This is a genomic window from Paenibacillus sp. 19GGS1-52 (assembly GCF_022369515.1).
In the GTDB taxonomy this organism is placed as follows: Bacteria; Bacillota; Bacilli; order Paenibacillales; family Paenibacillaceae; genus Paenibacillus_AQ.
Genome location: NZ_CP059724.1, coordinates 827,735 through 847,076 on the forward strand (window position 1 = coordinate 827,735; position 19,342 = coordinate 847,076).

The window sequence follows — 19,342 nt, forward strand, 5'->3', positions numbered from 1 at the left end:
GCTAAAATACGACAGGATAGCGGTCGATATCGTTGTAAATTTATCCAATCTATGTTATATATCATTTTAGGATAAATAGCATAGATAGGCAATGATAATATATGAGAATATACCTAAAAAATTGAGGTCTAGGACCTAAAATATTAATGGAGTTGATTAGAATTGGTCAGTGCGAAAAAGAGACTGGGCGATCTACTGGTAGAGAACGGTATTATTTCGCAGGAGCAGCTAATCGAAGCATTGGGTGAACAACGTAAAAGTAAAGGAAAACTCGGTGACCTTCTTATTTCGCAAGGCTATATTACGGAGCAGCAACTGATTGAGGTGCTGGAGTTTCAATTGGGAATTCCGCATGTCAGTCTCTTTAAATATCAGATTGATTCTGCCATCACACAGATTATTCCGGAGAGTATGGCGAAACGTTATCAGGTTCTTCCATTTAGGAAAGAAGGCGGCAAGCTGATGGTGGCTATGGCTGATCCCCTTGATTATTTTGCCATTGAGGACCTCCGTATGAGTACAGGCTTCCGAATTGAACCGGCGATTTGTACCCGAGATGAACTGCAGCGGGCGATAGCCCATCACTATGGTATGCGGGATTCTATGAGCCAGATGATGATAGAATTGCCAACGCAGGAAGAAATAGACGAGACAGAGATCACCGATGAGGATTCTCCAATTGTACGCCTGGTTAATCAGATGATTCAGCAAGCCATTGCGCTGCGTGCCTCTGATATACACGTCGATCCAGGTGAGAATAATCTTACAATACGTTATCGCATAGACGGCACATTACGTACAGAGCGTATCATACCTAAGCAGATGCAGGGTTTTATTACCGCCCGTATCAAAATCATGGCCCGCCTGAATATAGCTGAACGGCGTCTGCCGCAGGATGGCCGAATCAAGATGCAGTTTGATTATAAAATGGTCGATATTCGGGTATCCTCGTTGCCCACGATGCATGGGGAGAAAATCGTGCTTCGCCTGCTAGATTTAAGCACTGGTGTTAAGAGCGTGGATAATCTTGGCTTCAGCGATAGCAACGCTGAAAGATTCAAGGATATGATAGAACGGCCTTACGGCATTCTGCTGATTACAGGACCCACTGGTAGTGGGAAAACAACGACCTTATACGCTGCTCTTAATCAGCTCAATGTGGAGAGCACCAATATTATAACTGTTGAGGACCCCGTGGAGTACCAGCTTGAAGGTGTAAATCAGGTGCATGTAAATGCGGCTGTTGGACTGACCTTTGCTGCCGGACTTCGTTCGATTCTGCGTCAAGATCCGAATATTGTTATGGTCGGGGAAATTCGGGATACGGAGACGGCAGAAATGGCTGTTAGGGCATCACTGACAGGACATCTTGTATTGTCTACATTACATACAAACGATGCTGTGAGTACAATTTCACGATTGCGTGATATGGGGATTGAACCTTATTTGATCGCCTCCTCACTAATAGGAGTAGTAGCCCAGAGGCTTGTTCGTAAAATCTGCAACGAATGCAAGGAAACGTACAAACCGTCAGAGCAGGAAGCTATCCTGCTTAGCAATCAGGGTCTGACGACCACAGTGCTGCATCGAGGCCGGGGCTGCGGTAGCTGTAATAACACTGGCTATCGGGGGCGTATTGCGATCCATGAAGTCCTGACTATTGATGATCAATTACGTCATTTAATTATAAACTCTGCAAGTGTTGAAGAGCTTCGGACCGCCGGAGTAGAGCGTGGTTTAATTCAACTTATGGAGGATGGGCTGCTCAAGGTTAGTCAGGGCGTAACTACATTGCAGGAGGTTATGCGCGAGACGGTTTCACAATAGTAAATCTGGCAGGAGGAAAGAAGAGTATGTCGACATTCGCAAGGGATATAACACAGCTATTGCATATGACCTATTCCTCCAAAGCGTCAGACCTGCATATCTCTGTAGGTTCTCCACCAGTTATGCGCATTGACGGCAAATTGCATCCTATTGAAGGTGGTGTAATTGTACCGGAAGAAGCGTTGGAAATGGCTGAAGTGCTGATGGGTAGTCAGCGAAGCGAGGCTTTCCGTAGTGAAGGAGAGGTCGATTTCTCTTATCCGCTGGATAGCGGGGTACGATTTCGGGTGAATGTGTATCGTCAGCGAGGCGGAATAAGCATTGCTGCCCGAGCCATCCCGGCGGAGATTCCGAACTTGGAGCAGCTCTCTATGCCTCCGCTATTATCCACACTGGCGCTTAAACCGCAAGGTCTAATTCTGGTAACAGGTCCAACAGGGAGTGGGAAATCGTCCACCCTTGCAGCGATGCTGAATGATATTAACCGGACGCAGAGTAAGCATATTGTGACGCTTGAAGATCCGATTGAATTCTTACACAATCATGGTACCTGCCTGATTGATCAGCGCGAGATTGGCAGTGATACCGCAAGCTTCGCGATGGGGATAAGGGCAGCTTTGCGGCAAGATCCAGATGTAATAATGGTTGGCGAGATGCGTGATCTGGAGACAATTTCGGCAGCAGTTACAGCAGCAGAGACGGGACATCTCGTGTTGGCTACATTGCATACGACCGATGCGCCACAGACCATAGATCGAATTATTGATACATTTCCAGGGCATCAGCAGGGGCAGATTCGTTCGCAGCTGGCTTCCGTATTAATCGCGGTTATTAGCCAACGGCTGTTTCCTAGAGCAAGTGGTCGTGGCCGCCTAAGCGCGACCGAAGTGATGGTCAATACTCCGGCAGTAGCGAACCTGATTCGCACAGAGAAGACGCATCAGATCAAGAATGTAATGCAGACCGGACGATCGTTGGGCATGCACACTCTTGAGATGAATATTCGTGAGCTAGTACAGCAGGGACTTATTCATGCTTCGATTGCTAAGGCGTATCTGACGGAGGGGAGTAGCTGATGCCTCTTTTTGAATACCAGGTCAAGACATCTGCAGGTAAGCAGATTAAAGGAAAGCTTACAGCGACGGATAAACCGAGTGCAATGGAAGAGCTTCGGAAGCGGGGACTTACGGTGTTCTCGCTGATCGAGCGCAAGACCTCGATTTTGTCGATGGATATTTATATTGGTAATCCGGTGAAGACCATCCATTTTATTATTTACTGTCGACAGTTCGCGACCTTGATGCGTGCCGGAGTCTCCATTGTCGACGCCACGCGAATTCTGGCCGAACAGACAGATAGTAAACCTTTACGTAAAGCGCTGCAGGATGTGAACTCCAGCCTGCTGCGTGGTATAGCCTTTTCTCAAGCGGTTCAGGATCACAAGAAAATCTTCCCGCCGCTGTTCGTCAGCATGATACGAGCTGGTGAAGAATCAGGTGATTTGGAAGGGACGCTGGAGAGGTTAGCCGTATTTTTTGAGAAGCAGCACACCACTACGGAGAAGATTAAATCTGCACTTACCTATCCGATAACCGTTGGAGTTATGGCCATTGGTGCAGTGATATATCTGCTCTGGGCAATCGTTCCCCAGTTTGTGACGATGTTCGAATCAATGAATGCTGAGCTTCCAGCGATAACGAAGATGGTACTCGCTCTAAGCAAAAGTATTCAGGGTCAATGGTACATCTGGGTACTTGCAGTTGTGCTAATAATCGTGGCTTATCAGATAACTAAGCGTACCGAGAAGGGAGCTTACGCACTGGATTATGCCAAGCTGAAGGTGCCTGTCTTTGGCAAGCTGAATCAGAAGGGGTCCATTGCCCAGTTTACGCGCACCTTCTCCTCATTGTACGCCAGTTCAGTACCTATTCTACAGTCGCTAGCAATTGTGGAGGAAGTAGCGGGCAATAAAGTTATTGGGCGTTATATCCGCAGTGCCGCTGATTCTTTGCGCAAGGGCAATCCGCTCTCCGAGCCGCTGAAGAAGGCCTGGGTATTCCCGCCACTGGTTACCCAGATGATTGCTATAGGCGAAGAGACGGGTGCGCTGGACCAGATGTTATCTAAGGTAGCGGATTTCTATGAAATGGACGTAGAGAATACCGTTGACCGACTAAAATCATTGCTTGAACCGTTGCTAATCGCTTTTTTGGCTGGTGTCGTCGGGGTTATCGTAGCGGCTATTATGCTGCCGATGTTCAGTCTATATGGTAATATGTGAACCTTCTGGTTTCTCATAGATATTGTAGTTGCAGACGGATTCATTGAAAGAAGCATAGAACGATTAGTATCACACCATTCTAAGGGGGAAATAACATGTTAGCAGAAGCAGTTAAGAGAAGATTGGGCAAAGAGGAAAATCAGAAGGGCTTTACACTGATTGAGTTACTGGCGGTTATCGTTATTTTGGGTATTATTGCGGTTATTGCGATTCCTTTGATTGGGAATGTTATTTCGAATGCTAAAGAGGATTCTGACGTTGCTACTGCTCGTCAAATCTATGATGCTTCGAGATTATACATCGTTGGTGAAAGCAATGGGAAGTTTAATAGTACAACTCCAGTTACGGTAACTATTGCACAAATGCAAGACAAAGGTTATTTGGATAGTCCTTTGAGTCTCCCAAGTTCAAAAGTCACAATTTCCGCAGGAACAGTTTACTATACAGCGGAAGGACAATTGGATTATATAGTTATATCACCAAAACCAGAGGGTTCATCGGCTGTTACTGGAGACACTACTTCAGGGAAGTTTTCAGCTGAACAGGTTTTAAAATCTAAAGCAAAATAACAGTATTTCTTACACATTTAATTGCACTCTGAAAAAAATTAACTTGGAGAAAAACATGCAGTCTCTACTTTGCGTGTTTGAATTCATTAGGAATCGGAACTCCCGATTCCTTTTTTAAAATTCATAAAGCGAACAGGAACAGCCAATGACAATCTTCATCTCTATTTACATCACGCTACTCGGTGTAATTCTCGGTTCCTTCTATAACGTGGTGGCGCTGCGGGTGCCGGTAGGGGAATCACTGCTGCATCCACCGTCACATTGTCCGAACTGCAACACACGATTGAAGGCGCGCGACTTATTGCCGGTGATTAGCTATCTGCTGTCCGCAGGCAAGTGCCGCTATTGTGGCACCAAGGTGTCACCATTATATCCGCTGGGAGAAGCTGCGACAGGTTTGCTCTTTTTGTGGGTGTATTTGCAATTTGGTCTGACCGTGAATGGGTTCCTTGGGTTACTGCTTGTTAGTCTGGCGGTTATCGTGACGGTTGCTGATTTGAAGTATATGCTGATTCCGAATAAGGTTTTGTTGTTTTTTTTGCCACTGCTGCTTATTCTGGTTCTGTTCTTTCTAGAGGGTCCGTTATGGCAGCATTTACTTGGTGGAGCTATTGGGGGCGCGGTTATTTTACCCTTTGCACTGCTGGGCGGTATGGGTGTTGGGGATGTGAAGCTGTTTGCACTGTTGGGTCTGGTTATCGGCTTTCCTAATGTTATTCTGGCATTTTTGCTGGCTTGTCTGCTGGGAAGTGTTGTTGGTGGAATACTCATCCTGCTCGGAATTGTACAACGTAAACAGCCTGTTCCGTTTGGCCCGTGGCTGGCATTAGGCACGCTGATAGCTTACGGTTACGGTTCACATCTTATCGGCTTGTATCTCTCGTTCATCGGTTAGGAGGATTTTGAAGCATGCTTGGATTAGGCTCCAGAACGGCTGGTCTTGCCATTGAGCAAACCGGTATCCACTATATTAGTTTAAATAATAAATCCTGGGAAGTACGCAAGAAAAAGTTCCTTCCCTTGCCACCAGGTATGATCGTCGAAAACCAGGTTGCAGACAACCAGGCGCTTTTGGATTGGATCAAGCAGTGGGTAAAAAAGGAAGGCCTACGCGGTTCGCGGGTATCCCTATCCATTCCTCCCTCACAGGTCATTATTCGTAAGATGAGTATTGCTAGCATTATCGACAAGCAAGTAGAGCAACTCGTCAAGCTGGAAGTGGAGACAGGTCTATATCTGCCTTTTGAGAACCCTGTGTACGACTATGTTACAACTGAAGTAGATGAGAATGAGAGCCACCTGCTCGTGTTCGCCGCACCGCGCCAATGGATTCAGGACTATGTAGATGTGCTGGAGAATGCAGGGCTGAAGGTAAATAATGTTGAAGTATCTGCAACGGCATTAGCTCGAAGTATCGCAATGGGACATGGCGAGGATTTTACCGAAACGCTGCTTATTCAACTGGAGCAGTCTCTGCTGGATATTTACATGTTTCACGAGGGGAATCCCGTATTTATTCGGACGATTAACCTATATGATTTGAATCAGGGCAGTCCTGTCGTCGGGAATGACAATCTGGGTAACGTGGATTACATGGCTGAGGCAGCTGCCACAATGACCTTAGAAGAACATCCTGAAGAACATCTCTCACCTGAGCAGATGGTGGAGATTACAGCCGAAATCTCACGCATGCTAAACTTTTATCAATACAGTCTGCACGACGGATCAACACGGATTAAAAATGTGCTGATCACTGGCTCGCCGCAAGTGCGTAAACAGCTGAATGATGAGTTAGTGAAGTCACTGACTGATATAGAAATTATCCCAATCAGCCTGGATCAGCTTTCTGATTCCGCCGTACCTGATCCGGAGTTAAATCATTATCGTGTAGCGGCAGGGGCTGCCTTAAGAAGCGAAAGCACCAAGGCTATTGATCTTCTTCCAAAAGAAGACCGGGAGGCCTTGCTGTTTCCTTATGTAGCTATGGCTCTTGTTGGAATCTGGCTGCTGGCAAGCATTGGGACAGGCATTTATTATGCTGCCAATAAGGGTGAAATTTCGAATGGGAAAGAACAAATTCAAGGGCTGCAGGATCGTACGACTCTGATGCAGGTAGAACTAGCGAAGCTCACGAATGGCGGGACCGGGCAATTGGATCGGAACGCTGTTATCGAAGAGCTGTTGAAGCACAAGACGGATGCGGTCTCGATACTCGATGAACTGTTAAAGGGGCTGCCAAAGGGCGCCGTATTCCGCGATATCATGTATACGCAAGGAGCTTCTGTAGCTCTAACCGTTAATGTTGTAACGATGGAGGACGCCTCAAGCTATCTGAAGCAACTTCACGGCATGTCTTTTGTTAAGGGGGCTTCTATCCAGAAGTTGACTGAGGAAGGTATTGCAGTAGGTAACGGTAGCTCTGTAGAAATGACCTCTACAATCATGTATTCGGCCATTTATCAATTAGATTTGTCAGCAGTGCAGCAGCAGGATAATGCTGTGGCTGCAAGTCAAGGGGAGGTGGACAGCAATGGAACAGATCAATAAGTATCGTTCACACATCGTACTTGGAGTGCTCATAATGTTCCTGCTGCTCTTCGCTTTCTTCATGCTTAGTATACAGCCGGCGAATAAACAAATATCCACACAGCAAGCAGAGCTTGAGCGTCTTAATCAGGAAACTGCGATCTTCCAGAACAAAATTAATGAATTAAAAAGTAATAGTAATTCCGGTAATTCAGAGCAAGATAAACTTCTTGCAGCACTTCCGAAAGGCGATGACAGTGAAGGACTCATTCTTAATTTAAGCACAATAAGTTCGTCTGCACAGGTGCGATTAACGGATATTAGCTTTATAACGGATGAGCTCAACCCGTTTCAGGATACGACAGGTTCCACCGAAGTGCTATATCCTACAGTCAAACAGATGAAAATGGCTGCGGCAGTGCAGGGTACTTATACGAGCATTCGCAAATGGATGAGCGAACTGCAGGATATACCCCGTATCGTCAATATAGATTCATTCAGTTTCCAAGAGCCGTATGATCAGCCGGAAACGGGAAGTCCTGAAAGCATCCTAACCGCTAACATCACCTTCACAGCCTATTTTGAAACGACAGCAGCAGCTCAGCAATAGGCTATGCAAATAGGTCTTTTCTCAGTACTCTAATTTCAATCAGCAGGCTCCGCGTTCTCTTATAATAAGAGGGGTGGAGTTTTTTTTGTTGTATTTGGAAATGATCCCCTTTTCAATGTTCTGTGGATTGGGTACTTTTACTTACGGGGTATTGTAAGCACGTTATAGTGCCTAACGTCTGTACTTGGAAAGCAGGAGAAATTTAAGATGAATAAAAAGATAATGATAGGTTCTTTAGCACTTTCACTGGGTTTGGTATCTGCAGGGAGTGGAGCGATGGCCGCTTCAGCACCACTGGTAAACCCTACCGTGATAAAGACTGTAGCTGTATCCGTTCCAGGCAAGGAAGGTCCAGCCACCATTAATAATTTGACGGTGAAGAGTATTATTCCACTCGTAGTCCATGCAAAAGCGTTATATATTTATTCTAATCATGGTGGAAATGCATACAACCCAGAGACTTTTCAATATAACGGTGCAGAATACCGCTATCTGTCGAGTGACATTGGCACGAAGCAGAAGTTGATGAATTACATAAAACGGGGCTATACCTCCAATGCGGCAGCCTTTTATGTGCAAACACAGTATTTGGAGCGGAACGGGAGAATGGCGCAAGTCAATGTGGATTTAGGGAATTCTTTGGCCTATGAGAAGGCAACCGCAAAAATGGTCTCGAAGAATGCAACAGCAGCTGTGTTTGAGCTGACAGTTCCACATCAGGGAGGCCAAGGAGCAAGCGAGTTGGTTACGGTGAAGCTGAAGAAGGTTAGTGGGTTCTGGAGAATCGATGTGTCTCCGGATACCCTTTTATAAAAGAGTGCTAAAGGGAAGTTAGACTTGCGGGTGGATGAGGAAGAGGCTTTAGTGCTGGAAGCGGAGCAGATCTGAGGTATAGGCGACTCCGGCGAACTTGCCGTTTCGGGTGATAATGACGCAGTCATTCTTCAGGGGTTCAGGGCGTTTCTGGGCTTCGGCGAGTATAGATTCTGGTGAAGCGGAGATGTCAAAGATCAGTGGTTTTGTATTCATAAGCTTCATTACTGGCTCGCGGTAGAACAGATCTATCCCATTCCGTCCTGTAGCCCTCAGGAAAAACCGTTCGCTCATAAGTAGTCCAAGTGGTTCGTTAGTAGCATCGCATACAACGATACATTTGGATTCTGGATGCTGGAACATGACGCGTAATGTTTCCCGGCAAGTACGGGTGGCAAAAACGGCAGGAGCGCTGCGGATAATTCCAGCTAGTTCGTTTAGTTGAGCTGTAGTCATAAGGATCATCCTTTCTGATGTAAGTCTACTTCTACTGTACTCCTGGATCGTAAATTCTAACGGCCGCACAGGTAAGCTGTATGTAAAGTATGCGTTGAAATCTTTGCGCTAAAAAACGGTCAGACCTCTCAGCACATGAGGTCCGGCCGTTTTTTTTATGAAAATATAAGAATTTATATGCTTCACGCAATAATTTATCCTTATATTTCTCGAAGAAACGGGTACCGTCCATAAAAGGACGGCGAAGCTATTTCTTCTTGATAACAAAGATACTTATTCGCTGCGAATTCCATCTTCCACTAGCGGCTTTCTCAAATTATCCGGTGTTGCAGATTTGCTAATACCGGCACGATTTACAGCAATTATCTGTTTCTGCGCGGGATAGACATCGCGGGATAGCTTTTTCTTCTCAACGGCCTTGCCGTCAACGAATCGGGTAATGTAGGTTTCTACAACATACCCGGTCCTGCCGCTCTGTATCACCCGCGAGCTTCCAGGCGAGAGGGAAGAGTCACTAATGTATTTATCACTAGCAGGGAGTTCCTCAACCGTCTGTGAGTGTATTTGATAGCTGGTGTTCTGCGGAAATGTGCCAAACAGCTTCACGGTCAGTGACCGTCCCTGTACGGCGGCTTTGATGATGAGATATTTGCCGGTCGTATTGCGAAAGCGGAAGTTAATATACCCTTCTGCGAAGGTAGCATCCTGTCCTTTGGGCAGATAGCTGACCGGAAGAGAATGATTGTGCCGCTCGACGATTTCAAGTCCCGAACGCAGCGCGGCATTATACAGGGTGCTGGAAACCTGGCAGATCCCTCCGCCCATCCCTGGCTGCAGCTTTCCATTCACAATCACAGGTGCTTGGCGAAAACCGTATTTGGTCTTGGCTTTTTCAATAGCTTTGCCATAATCAAAAATGGCACCCGGTGGGAGGACGGTGCCGTTTACGGCTTTGGCGGCTGAATCGACATTGTATGTTCGCCCGGGTCCGCTTGCGCCGAGATTGGTGCTGAATTGTGCTATTTTTCGTTCAATCCCTTGTGCTTTCAATGCCTTTAAGGTTATATCCGGTGGCAGAACTGCTAAAGGAACCTCAAGGGTAATTCCCTTGCCCTGCAAGGCTTTCAGTCTACTTAATCTTGTGGGGATAGCAGCCCGCAGCGTTGTCTCAAGAGTGTTCCAATCCACCTCATATGAGGTAGTCTCAGGCGTATACACTACTCGGTCATCACTGGTAATCCGCCGCGTTGCATCCACGGGAATGCCGAATGTTTCTCTCTCCCAGGCTGGGCTGAGACTAGTCTGCAGCGCTTCGATTTCCAGGTGTGCCCCGAGACTCCAACTTACTTGGAAGCTGTGGCGTGCCTTCACCCGGTCCATAAGCCTGCCCTCATCGAGCTCTTTAAGACTCCGCAGAAAGTCCTCTGCCTCGAATGTCACTCCAGCCTGCTTCAATGTAAGGGTCAGCTCAGTATTCCCCTCTGCCTTCAGCACCAAGGGGAGTGATTGCATAGCCTTCAGCCGTTCATCGAGTCCGGCACGGACTTCAACAAAGCTCATTCCACTGATGTCCCAGCCTGCAAGATCTGTGTCTTCAGGCAATGTATTCTGACTGCCGTATAAATGAAGCCCTCCCAATACAAGTGAGCCGGCCAAGAGGAGGCCGATCATTCCAATGAGGGCGATGTGAATTTTTTTCATGAACAATCTCCTTATTGGGTCTGATTTGCGCTAAGGCAGGCGCAGCCCATGATTACATAGCAGAAAAGATGATATTTCTATGTATATGTACGGTCCTAGCAAAACTTTCGGGTACTCAAGCAGTTACGTATTTGTTACAATAGATACGGTGCGGTAATATTGAAGTTTATGGAAACCTGCGCTGGACCTTGTCGAAGGGCCAAGTAGCGGAGAATGTCAAACTCGGGAAGTGATAAAATGATTGAAATGCAGGATGTGTGGAAGACCTACGCAAATGGGACCCATGCTTTGCAAGGTGTATCTGTCAAAATCGATCGCAACGAATTCGTGTATATCGTCGGACCGTCCGGCGCAGGTAAATCAACTTTCATGAAATTAATTTATAGAGAAGAAGTTCCGACCAAGGGGCAAATTTCTGTAGGCGGCTTTAATATTGGTAAACTTAAGCCTCGTAAGATTCCTTATGTTCGCCGCAATATTGGCGTTGTCTTTCAGGATTTCAGGCTGTTGCCGAAGATGACGGCTTTTGAGAATATTGCCTTTGCCATGGAAGTTATCGAAGCGCCGAAGAAGGTCATCAAGAAGCGTGTGAATGAGGTGCTCGATCTCGTGGGTCTGCGGAGCAAGGCTAATCGCGAGCCCTCCCAGCTGTCCGGTGGAGAGCAGCAACGAATTGCTATCGCTAGGGCAATCGTCAATAGTCCTTCTGTAATTATTGCGGACGAGCCTACAGGCAACCTGGACCCGGAGACCTCATGGGGCATTATGCAGCTGCTTGATGAAATTAATTTTCGGGGGACAACGATCGTAATGGCAACCCACAACAGAGATATTGTGAACCGCATGCGCAAACGGGTGCTCGCCATTGAGAACGGAAACATTGTTAGAGACCAAGTGAGAGGGGATTACGGTTATGAGTTTTAAGACCTTCTTGCGGCATGTGCGGGAAGGCTTCAAAAACGTATTCCGCAACGGGTGGATGTCGATAGCGTCCATCACCTCCATTGTCGTGTCTCTGTTCGTGCTAGGAGTATTTATACTGCTTGTGCTCAATGTGAATGCTGTAGCTGATAAGGCGGACAGTCAGGTTCAGATCAATGTGCATTTGGCTCTGAATACCGATCAGAAGATGCGCGAGACGTTAGAGAACGAAATTGGCAGTATGCCGGAAGTCAGCAAGATTGAATTCATCTCCAAGGAGCAAGGGCTGAAGGATTTCCGTAAAGACATGGGCAAGGATGCGGCTGAGCTTCTGGAAGGGTTCGACACAGATAATAATCCGCTGCCGGACAAGCTGCTGGTAGAGGTTGTTGAGCCGACGACGGTTGCGTTTGTCTCTGAGAAGATTGAAGCGCTCAACAAAATTCACCCCGAGCAGCCGATATATAAAGTGAACTATGGTAAGGGCTCCATTGAGACATTATTTAAGGTCACGCGTGCCGTGCGCAACATCGGTTTTATTTTTGTAGCGGGACTGGCGCTGATGTCGATGTTTCTGATCTCGAATACCATTCGGGTTACGATTCTGGCCCGGCGCAAGGAGATTGGCATTATGAAGCTGGTAGGCGCAACAAACTATTTTATTCGCTGGCCCTTTTTTATAGAAGGCGCACTGATTGGGATGATTGGATCATTAGTCACCTCAGGTGCTTTGTATATCGGCTATACCAGCTTGGTAGCGTCCGTACAGGGAGATCCAATGCTTGGACTCGAATTAGTTCCCTTTAACCATATATGGATGCAGCTGTGCGGTTTGCTGGTAGGTCTCGGCGTGCTGATTGGTGTCTGGGGAAGTACCGTATCTATTCGCAAGTTTTTGAAAGTATAACAAGATCCAATTTGAAATGATCTATACTTATGAATAAAGGATGGGGAGTGCGAGTTGAAGAAGATTGCCGCCGGCTTAGCTGTATTGTTACTGGCTGTCACCATATTCCAACCCTCTGACGGTTATGCCAAGAAGACTAGTGTTACTGAGATCGACAAGCAGCTGAAGAAGCTGCAGCAAGAAGTACAGACTGCCAAGGCACAGCAGGAGAAAGCCGCTTCGCGCAATCAGGAAGCACAGCACTATAAGAACAAGACCAATCTCAATCTGCAGTATGTACTGGAGCAAGTGGATCTCGTAAAGGGTAAGATGACCGATATTTCCTCCAAGATCGCCAAGACGGAAGATTCATTGAACGTTACAGCTACCGAATTGGACGAAGCGGAGGCACGTGTAGCTTCAAGGGAGAAGCTGCTGGAGTCCCGTGTTCGGCTAATGTATACGGATGGTGCAGTGTCTTATCTGGATGTCTTGCTCTCATCCACGAGCTTTTCTGACTTTCTGGATCGAGCGGACTCTCTGAAGATGATTGTGGATCAGGATCAGGATCTGTTGGTGCAGCATAAGCTGGACAAGCAGACAGTTGTTGTCAAGAAGCAGCAGCTTGAAGGGCAATATGCGCAAGCTAAACAGCTGTATACAGATTTGGAATCCCAGCGCAGCATGCTGAAGGAGAAGGAAGACGAGAAGCAGGAGCTTATCGCTTACTACGACAAGGAAATTCAGGAGTCTGATGAAGTCAGCGAGGAGCAGAATGCCAAGCTGGTAGAGCTTGCAAGCAATCGTTCAGCCCTGGAGCAGCAAAAGGATAAGATAAAGGCTGAGGAAGCGGCCCGCAAAGCAGCGGCGGTCAAAGCGGCTGCGGCCAAAGCGGAAGCGGCTCGCCAGGCTAAAGCGAATTCTTCCAGTAGCGGAAGCAATAGTTCCAGTTCAGCCTATGAAGGTGGGAATGGACCTTTCCTGCTTCCTGTAGGGTCCGTCAGAATTTCGTCAGGCTTCGGCCCGCGGACACATCCGGTTACGGGTGAGGTAGGCAAGATGCATACCGGGGTTGACTTTGCAGTTCCACAGGGAACCGATATTCATGCGGCTGATGCCGGAACGGTACTTGTGGCTGAATGGTGGAGCGGTTATGGTTATTGTGTGATTGTTGACCATGGCGGAGGCGTGTGGACACTGTATGGACATATCCGTGAGGGCGGCATAAAGGTTAAGGTAGGGGATCACGTTGATCGCGGTCAGACAATTGCTGAATCTGGTGCGACAGGCCGTGTAACAGGCCCACATCTTCATTTCGAAGTACGGATTGATGGTAAGCCGGTTAATCCTATGCCTTATCTCTAATTTAAAGCATGCATAAATATTAATTGAAGCTGCGGCATATACTGGAAGAGATACCGTCCCTTCGTAGGATGGGGTTAGGTTGTAATGGTCAAGATGGACAAGAGGGGACGGTGGGAACATCATGTTAAAAAAAAGCACAGCGGCGTTTATGATAATCGCTGCCTTGCTATGCGGCAGCTTATTGACCCTGAGTGTGACTGGTTACAGTTCTGTTTTTGGACAAGCCGCAGGTGAAGGGATAACATCGGTTTTGCAGACTACTGGACTGCAGGATAAAGAATCCAAGAAGCTCGGAACTGCTCTGGATCTGATTGAGGGCAATTATTATAAGACTGTAGATCGCGACAAGCTGATAGATGGTGCTGTCAATGGGATGATGGAAGCATTGGGCGATCCGTATTCCAACTATATGGGTAAGGAAACAGCCGCACAGTTTGAGGAAAGTATTGAAGGTTCCTTTACAGGGATAGGAGCGGAAGTCTCCTCGGATAATGGCAAGGTAGTTGTGGTTTCACCGATTAAGGGCTCACCGGCTGAGACCTCCGGGATTCAAGCCAAAGATGTGATTCTGTCTGTTAATGGAGAATCGCTGGAAGGCCTGGAATTAAATGCTGCGGTGGCCAAGATACGTGGTCCTAAAGGCAGCAAGGCGACCTTGAAGATACAACGTGCTGGCGCTACAGAGCCGCTGCAATTTGTGATTACCCGGGATGACGTGAAGCTGGAAACCGTGTATGCCACTATGGAGAAGGATGGGGTTGGCGTCATCGAGGTCACCCAATTCTCCCTGAATACTGCGGAGCGTTTCAAAGAAGAGCTAGGTAAACTGGAGAAGCAGGGCATGAAGGGCCTCGTCATCGATGTTCGAAATGACCCAGGTGGTGTTCTTCCGATTGTCATTGAGATGGCAGAACAGTTCGTACCGTCAGGCAAAACAATCGTGCAGGTAGAGTATAAGACCAAAGAGCGTGAGGTCAGTACCTCCAAGGGTTCACGCAAAGCCTATCCAGTCGTTGTACTGATGAATAAAGGTAGCGCAAGCGCCTCGGAAATATTGGCAGGAGCTCTGCAGCAATCGGCAGGAGCTAAGCTGATCGGGGATAATTCATTCGGCAAAGGCACTGTACAGACCAGCTTTGACAAGCAACTGCAAGATGGTAGCTTACTGAAGATTACCATTGCCAAATGGTTAACACCTGATGGCACGTGGATTCACGGCAAAGGGATTAAACCCGATATTGCCGTTGCACAGCCAGATTACTTCTCGGTAGCACCGATTAACAAAAGTGTAATTCTGCAATATAACATGAATAGTGCAGATGTGAAGAGTGCACAAACGATGCTGGATGGTTTGGGATACAAGCCAGGGCGTAAAGATGGCTATTTCGATGTGGATACGAAGAATGCAGTCAAGAAATTCCAAAGCACAGCGAAGCTGAAAGTAACTGGAATAATTGACGCAAAAACAGCGGAGTCGCTTGAACTTTCATTGATCAAGGCTATTCAGGACCCTGTCAATGACAACCAGCGGAATAAGGGAATTGCAGAGATTCAGAAGGAAATCAAGGCGGCAGCGTCGAAAAAGTAAGAAGGCTGAGTTCAGCCTTCTTTTTTCTTTAGAATATAAGTACTTATATGTGGCTCCATACCATAAAGCCACTTCCAACCCATGTAACTAAGGTCAGTATACCGAAATAGAGGGAAATCCGCCCTCTAATTGCACTTAATTCAGGACATTTTAGAAATTAGAGGGAAATTATACCTTTAAATTTATTCGATTGGGCTTCATAACATGATTCGAGATGAATTAGCGTGTGATTTTCCCTCTAATTCCTTGAAAGTGAAGATTTCCATTAAATTAGAGGGACAAATTCCCTTTATCTCAAAATTTCGGGCTCATTTAAGGAAGGGTATGAAACATTACAAAAAATTAGTTTCATAATATTTCCTTCAGCTCTATACTTCTGTGGTCCACTTATTGATTTCATAGGCAAAGGAGTGTGACGAAAGGTTTGAATGGGATAGCGGAACTGTTGGGAAGCTTGGGTAATGCACTTTTACATTTACTGATTCAGCCATATTACTATATTGCTCTTGTATTCATAGCACTGTATTACCGCCGGCAGGTAGCTTTGGAACGAAAGTTAATTCATGTGAAGCTGCATAGCTGGGGCCAGGAGACATGGCGGACGGTATGGAGTGGTCTCGTTATGGGGCTTCTGGTTTCAATGGCTGCTGTTCTGCTAGGGATATCTTTATCCGGCACAGCTGTAGCCTGCATTTGGGTAGTCAGTTTACTGCTGCTGCTGATCCGAGTACGCTATTTATGTTTTGCCTATTCTATAGGTTTGCTTGGCATCATTCAATTTGTACTTTCTTTCTTTCCACATGCGTTGCAGAGTGGGGAAATAGGCACGATTGCTGCTGCACTAAGGGAGATGGATATCCCGGCGCTGCTGGTGCTGGCAGCCTTGCTGCACATGGCCGAAGCCTTGCTGGCCCGTTGGCAGGGGGCTAGGCTCGCCACGCCATTGTTCCTGAAAGGTAAGCGCGGCAAGGTCGTCGGCGGCTACCAGCTGCAGGCCTTCTGGCCGCTGCCGTTGTTCCTCCTGGTTCCTGCGGGAGCCGGAGCCGGGGATTTGCCATGGCAGACGCTGCTCGGCGGCGGGCTTGGCATCGTATCTCTGCCCGTCATCATCGGCTTCAGCGAGATGACGCAGAGCATGCTGCCAGGGCGCAAGGCGGCCCGCACGTCAGGACGTCTGCTGTTATACAGCATCGTCCTGTTGGGCTTAGGCCTACTTGCGTTCTGGTGGAGCCCGCTGACCGTGGTCGCGGCGCTCGCAGCAATGACGCTGCACGAAGGCTTAAGCTGGTACAGCGCTCTGGAGGAGCGCAGTGTCAGCCCCGTCTTCGTGCATCCGTTAGCCGGCCGCAAAGTGCTGGCCGTGCTGCCGGGCAGCCCCGCGCAGGATATGGGCATCCTGCCGGGCGAGATCCTGCTGAAGGTCAACGGGGTCCTGTTGACCAATGCCTCGCAGCTGCATGAGGCGCTGCGGATGAATCCGGCGTTCTGCAAGCTGGAGCTGCTGAACGCCGAAGGTGAGAGCAAGTACCTGCAGCGAGCCATCTATGATGGTGATCATCACCAGCTCGGCATCATTCTCGTGCCGGAGCAAGATGGGTATCTTACGGCGGAGACGAAACCCTCAAGTATCTTCAGCATTGTTATGATGAAGACGGGTACCCGCAACCGGAGTCTGCCCGTGAGCGAACTCAAACGGCCGACAAAAAGCGTAAAGACTAAGGCGGATTCAGCCGAGGTCTAACACTGCTATGATGGAAATTGACCTCTTTAACGAAAAGCCCGGACTCCACTGATCAGTGGGTCCGGGCTTTATATGTAATGTGAGTGAACCAACGTACCTTACTCCTGGCAGTTTTTTAAATAAAAAATAGCAATTTGTGTACGATCGCGCAGGCCCAGCTTGCTTAAGATATCGGTAATGTAATTTTTGATGGTCCCCTCGCTCAGGAACAGCTCTGCGGAAATTTCCTTATTAGAATGTCCCTCCGCTATGGAGGCAACAACGGCAATCTCTGCCTTGGTTAACCCGTAACTCTGAAGCGTCGGAGACACTTGCTCGGCTTCAGGACGGGAGGCAGGCTGCAGAAAGGTAGCCAGCTTCCGGGCAATGTCGGGATGGATCAGCATGTTGCCCTCATGTACGGTCTTGATGCCCTGTATAATACGGTCGGGTGGAATGTTCTTCAGTAAATAGCCGCTGGCTCCGTTTCGCAAGGCTTCAATAATATATTCGTCATCATCAAAGGTGGTCAGCATCAGCACAGATACCTGTGGAAATGACTTTTTGATGGCTAAGGTACCTTCAACTCCACCGCAGCCTGGCATGCGAATATCCATAAGCACCACATCTACCGCAAGACCCTCCTTAAGAAAGGCCAAAGCCTCGTTGCCATCACTAGCCGTTCCTGCGATTTCAATTTCAGAATCTAGGCCCATTAGCACCTTAAGGCTTTCGCGAATAAAAGAATCGTCGTCAACAATTAGAAGCTTAATCATCAGTTGGTTATACTCCTTTCGATACTTTCAAATCCTCTTGATTACCTAATCTCTCCCTGCCTATATACCGGCAATCTGGTCACTACTACGAACTGTGGTACCTGCCGCAGCTCAAGGGTTCCGCCGATCAACCGTGTTCGTTCTGTCATTCCTTTCAAGCCAGATCCGCCACTACACTGCAGTCTGTGCAGCGCTTCTCCTGTGGGAAGAACTCCATTGTTGCTAAGCTCCATTATAATCTCAGCTTCACTATAGGTTAGCTGAATCCATACTGCTGTAGCTCTTCCGTGACGTAGGGCATTGGTGATGGCTTCCTGGGCATTCTTGAAGAGGACAATCTGAATACTGGGATACAGCGGATAAGGTATGCCTTCTACAAGGTACGAGGTCTCAATTCCGGTATCGCGGCCGATCTCCTCTAGCAGTCGGTCCAGCGCATAGGCACCCTCCAATTGCGGGGCGTAGTTGATACGCTTCACAGCTGCGCGCATATCATCCATGCTGGCAGACACTTGGTCACGAATCTGAACCATCAGCTGCATTCCAGTTGCGGGTGCGGCAGGAAGCGTCTGAATCGCGGCCTCCATCATCATTTTGATGCGGATCAGGCGGTGGCCGATATCATCATGCAGTTGGCGGGAGATTCGCACCCGCTCCTCCGATTGGGCGGCAGTCTCTACTTGGGAGGTGAATTGCAGCAGTCGGCTACGGGCTTCCTCCAGCTCGAAATGTTTTTTGCGCAATTCATCATACACTAGTAACGTTTCCGCACGGCCTCGTCCAGCCCTCCGCAGAAGCTCGTTCAGGGAGTAGGTAAGCAGGAAGGCAATATTCATGTTGACCCACAGAAGCGGGATGGAGTGCTTGAAGGCAAGATTCAACGCAATCAGGTGAATCGTGGTGAACAAGACCGACACCGAAGGCGATTTCAGCCGAGAATAGCACAGCAATGCGGAGAGCGCTGGAAAGATCATCAGACTGCCATACTGGTAGCATAACCAAGCGGTGAACAGTATTTCTAAGGCGCTAGCCAGCGCGGATAGCGAATCAGGCAGCTTAGCACCAAGCGTTACCAGCAGCATAAGCAATAAAAAGTGCATGGTGAATAATTGGTAATCGGCATATTGGTAAATGTAAATGGTAATAGAAGCAGGAATAATAATGAGTCCGTAACGCAATAGGTTCAGTTCTCTGGTCACGCCGGTTCATCCTTTTTGTCGATAGACAGTTTTCTTAGCTTTTATCTTAGCATATTTACCCGCTGCTTCAGGAGATGACTTTAGTCACCTTCAGAAGATGACTT

General features: G+C 47.7%; 17 protein-coding genes. 13 read left to right on the top strand and 4 right to left on the bottom strand.

Translation table 11 applies throughout. The features are described from left to right. The first annotated feature begins 162 nt into the window (after positions 1–162). The 8 genes from H1230_RS03750 (at position 163) to H1230_RS03785 (ending at position 8,626) form a co-directional block, all read left to right on the top strand. A complete protein-coding gene (locus H1230_RS03750) occupies positions 163–1,827 on the top strand; it encodes a GspE/PulE family protein (protein WP_239714296.1) in 1,665 nt (554 codons plus the stop codon). 26 nt (positions 1,828–1,853) lie between these two features. Continuing rightward, the gene (locus H1230_RS03755; protein ID WP_239714297.1) at positions 1,854–2,903 is read left to right on the top strand and encodes a type IV pilus twitching motility protein PilT; all 1,050 of its coding nucleotides are present in this window, start codon (positions 1,854–1,856) and stop codon (positions 2,901–2,903) included. After that, a complete protein-coding gene (locus H1230_RS03760; protein ID WP_239714298.1) occupies positions 2,903–4,108 on the top strand; it encodes a type II secretion system F family protein in 1,206 nt (401 codons plus the stop codon). Before H1230_RS03755 ends, H1230_RS03760 begins: the two co-directional genes overlap by 1 nt. 95 nt (positions 4,109–4,203) lie before the next feature. Continuing rightward, positions 4,204–4,677: a type II secretion system protein gene (locus tag H1230_RS03765; RefSeq protein WP_239714299.1), complete on the top strand. Its 474-nt coding sequence runs from the start codon at positions 4,204–4,206 to the stop codon at positions 4,675–4,677. A 145-nt stretch (positions 4,678–4,822) separates the two neighbouring features. Further along, positions 4,823–5,572, top strand: a complete 750-nt coding sequence (locus H1230_RS03770) for a prepilin peptidase (protein WP_239714300.1) — start codon at positions 4,823–4,825, stop codon at positions 5,570–5,572. Between the two features lie 14 nt (positions 5,573–5,586). Then, on the top strand, positions 5,587–7,224 hold the full coding sequence (gene pilM / locus H1230_RS03775; RefSeq protein ID WP_239714301.1) for a pilus assembly protein PilM: 1,638 nt from the start codon (positions 5,587–5,589) through the stop codon (positions 7,222–7,224). Further along, entirely contained in the window at positions 7,208–7,813 is a 606-nt protein-coding gene (pilO, locus tag H1230_RS03780; protein WP_239714302.1) for a type 4a pilus biogenesis protein PilO, read from the top strand. Before pilM ends, pilO begins: the two co-directional genes overlap by 17 nt. 207 nt (positions 7,814–8,020) lie before the next feature. Beyond that, entirely contained in the window at positions 8,021–8,626 is a 606-nt protein-coding gene (locus H1230_RS03785; RefSeq protein ID WP_239714303.1) for an IseA DL-endopeptidase inhibitor family protein, read from the top strand. Between the two features lie 48 nt (positions 8,627–8,674). Here the strand turns inward: H1230_RS03785 and H1230_RS03790 are convergent, their stop codons facing one another. Continuing rightward, complete coding sequence (locus H1230_RS03790) at positions 8,675–9,082, bottom strand: CBS domain-containing protein (protein ID WP_239714304.1); 408 nt, start codon at positions 9,080–9,082, stop codon at positions 8,675–8,677. Between the two features lie 273 nt (positions 9,083–9,355). Continuing rightward, entirely contained in the window at positions 9,356–10,783 is a 1,428-nt protein-coding gene (locus H1230_RS03795; RefSeq protein ID WP_239714305.1) for a VanW family protein, read from the bottom strand. A gap of 237 nt (positions 10,784–11,020) precedes the next feature. On the opposite strand from H1230_RS03795, the gene ftsE reads away from it, so the two are divergent. The 5 genes from ftsE (at position 11,021) to H1230_RS03820 (ending at position 17,284) form a co-directional block, all read left to right on the top strand. Further along, positions 11,021–11,707 carry a cell division ATP-binding protein FtsE gene (gene ftsE / locus H1230_RS03800; RefSeq protein WP_239714306.1) on the top strand — a complete coding sequence of 229 codons (687 nt, stop codon included), beginning with the start codon at positions 11,021–11,023 and terminating at the stop codon, positions 11,705–11,707. Beyond that, positions 11,697–12,611: a permease-like cell division protein FtsX gene (ftsX, locus tag H1230_RS03805; protein WP_239714307.1), complete on the top strand. Its 915-nt coding sequence runs from the start codon at positions 11,697–11,699 to the stop codon at positions 12,609–12,611. Before ftsE ends, ftsX begins: the two co-directional genes overlap by 11 nt. Positions 12,612–12,665: 54 nt before the next feature. Beyond that, entirely contained in the window at positions 12,666–13,955 is a 1,290-nt protein-coding gene (locus tag H1230_RS03810; protein WP_239714308.1) for a murein hydrolase activator EnvC family protein, read from the top strand. A 121-nt stretch (positions 13,956–14,076) separates the two neighbouring features. Then, positions 14,077–15,543, top strand: a complete 1,467-nt coding sequence (locus tag H1230_RS03815) for a S41 family peptidase (RefSeq protein ID WP_239714309.1) — start codon at positions 14,077–14,079, stop codon at positions 15,541–15,543. Between the two features lie 424 nt (positions 15,544–15,967). Then, positions 15,968–17,284, top strand: coding sequence for a PDZ domain-containing protein (locus tag H1230_RS03820; protein WP_239714310.1), 1,317 nt, complete (start codon positions 15,968–15,970; stop codon positions 17,282–17,284). 98 nt (positions 17,285–17,382) lie between these two features. Here the strand turns inward: H1230_RS03820 and H1230_RS03825 are convergent, their stop codons facing one another. Together H1230_RS03825 and H1230_RS03830 are read right to left on the bottom strand one after the other, a co-directional pair. Beyond that, complete coding sequence (locus H1230_RS03825; RefSeq protein ID WP_239714311.1) at positions 17,383–18,039, bottom strand: response regulator transcription factor; 657 nt, start codon at positions 18,037–18,039, stop codon at positions 17,383–17,385. 41 nt (positions 18,040–18,080) lie between these two features. Next, positions 18,081–19,238 carry a sensor histidine kinase gene (locus H1230_RS03830; protein ID WP_239714312.1) on the bottom strand — a complete coding sequence of 386 codons (1,158 nt, stop codon included), beginning with the start codon at positions 19,236–19,238 and terminating at the stop codon, positions 18,081–18,083. Positions 19,239–19,342: the final 104 nt, after the last annotated feature.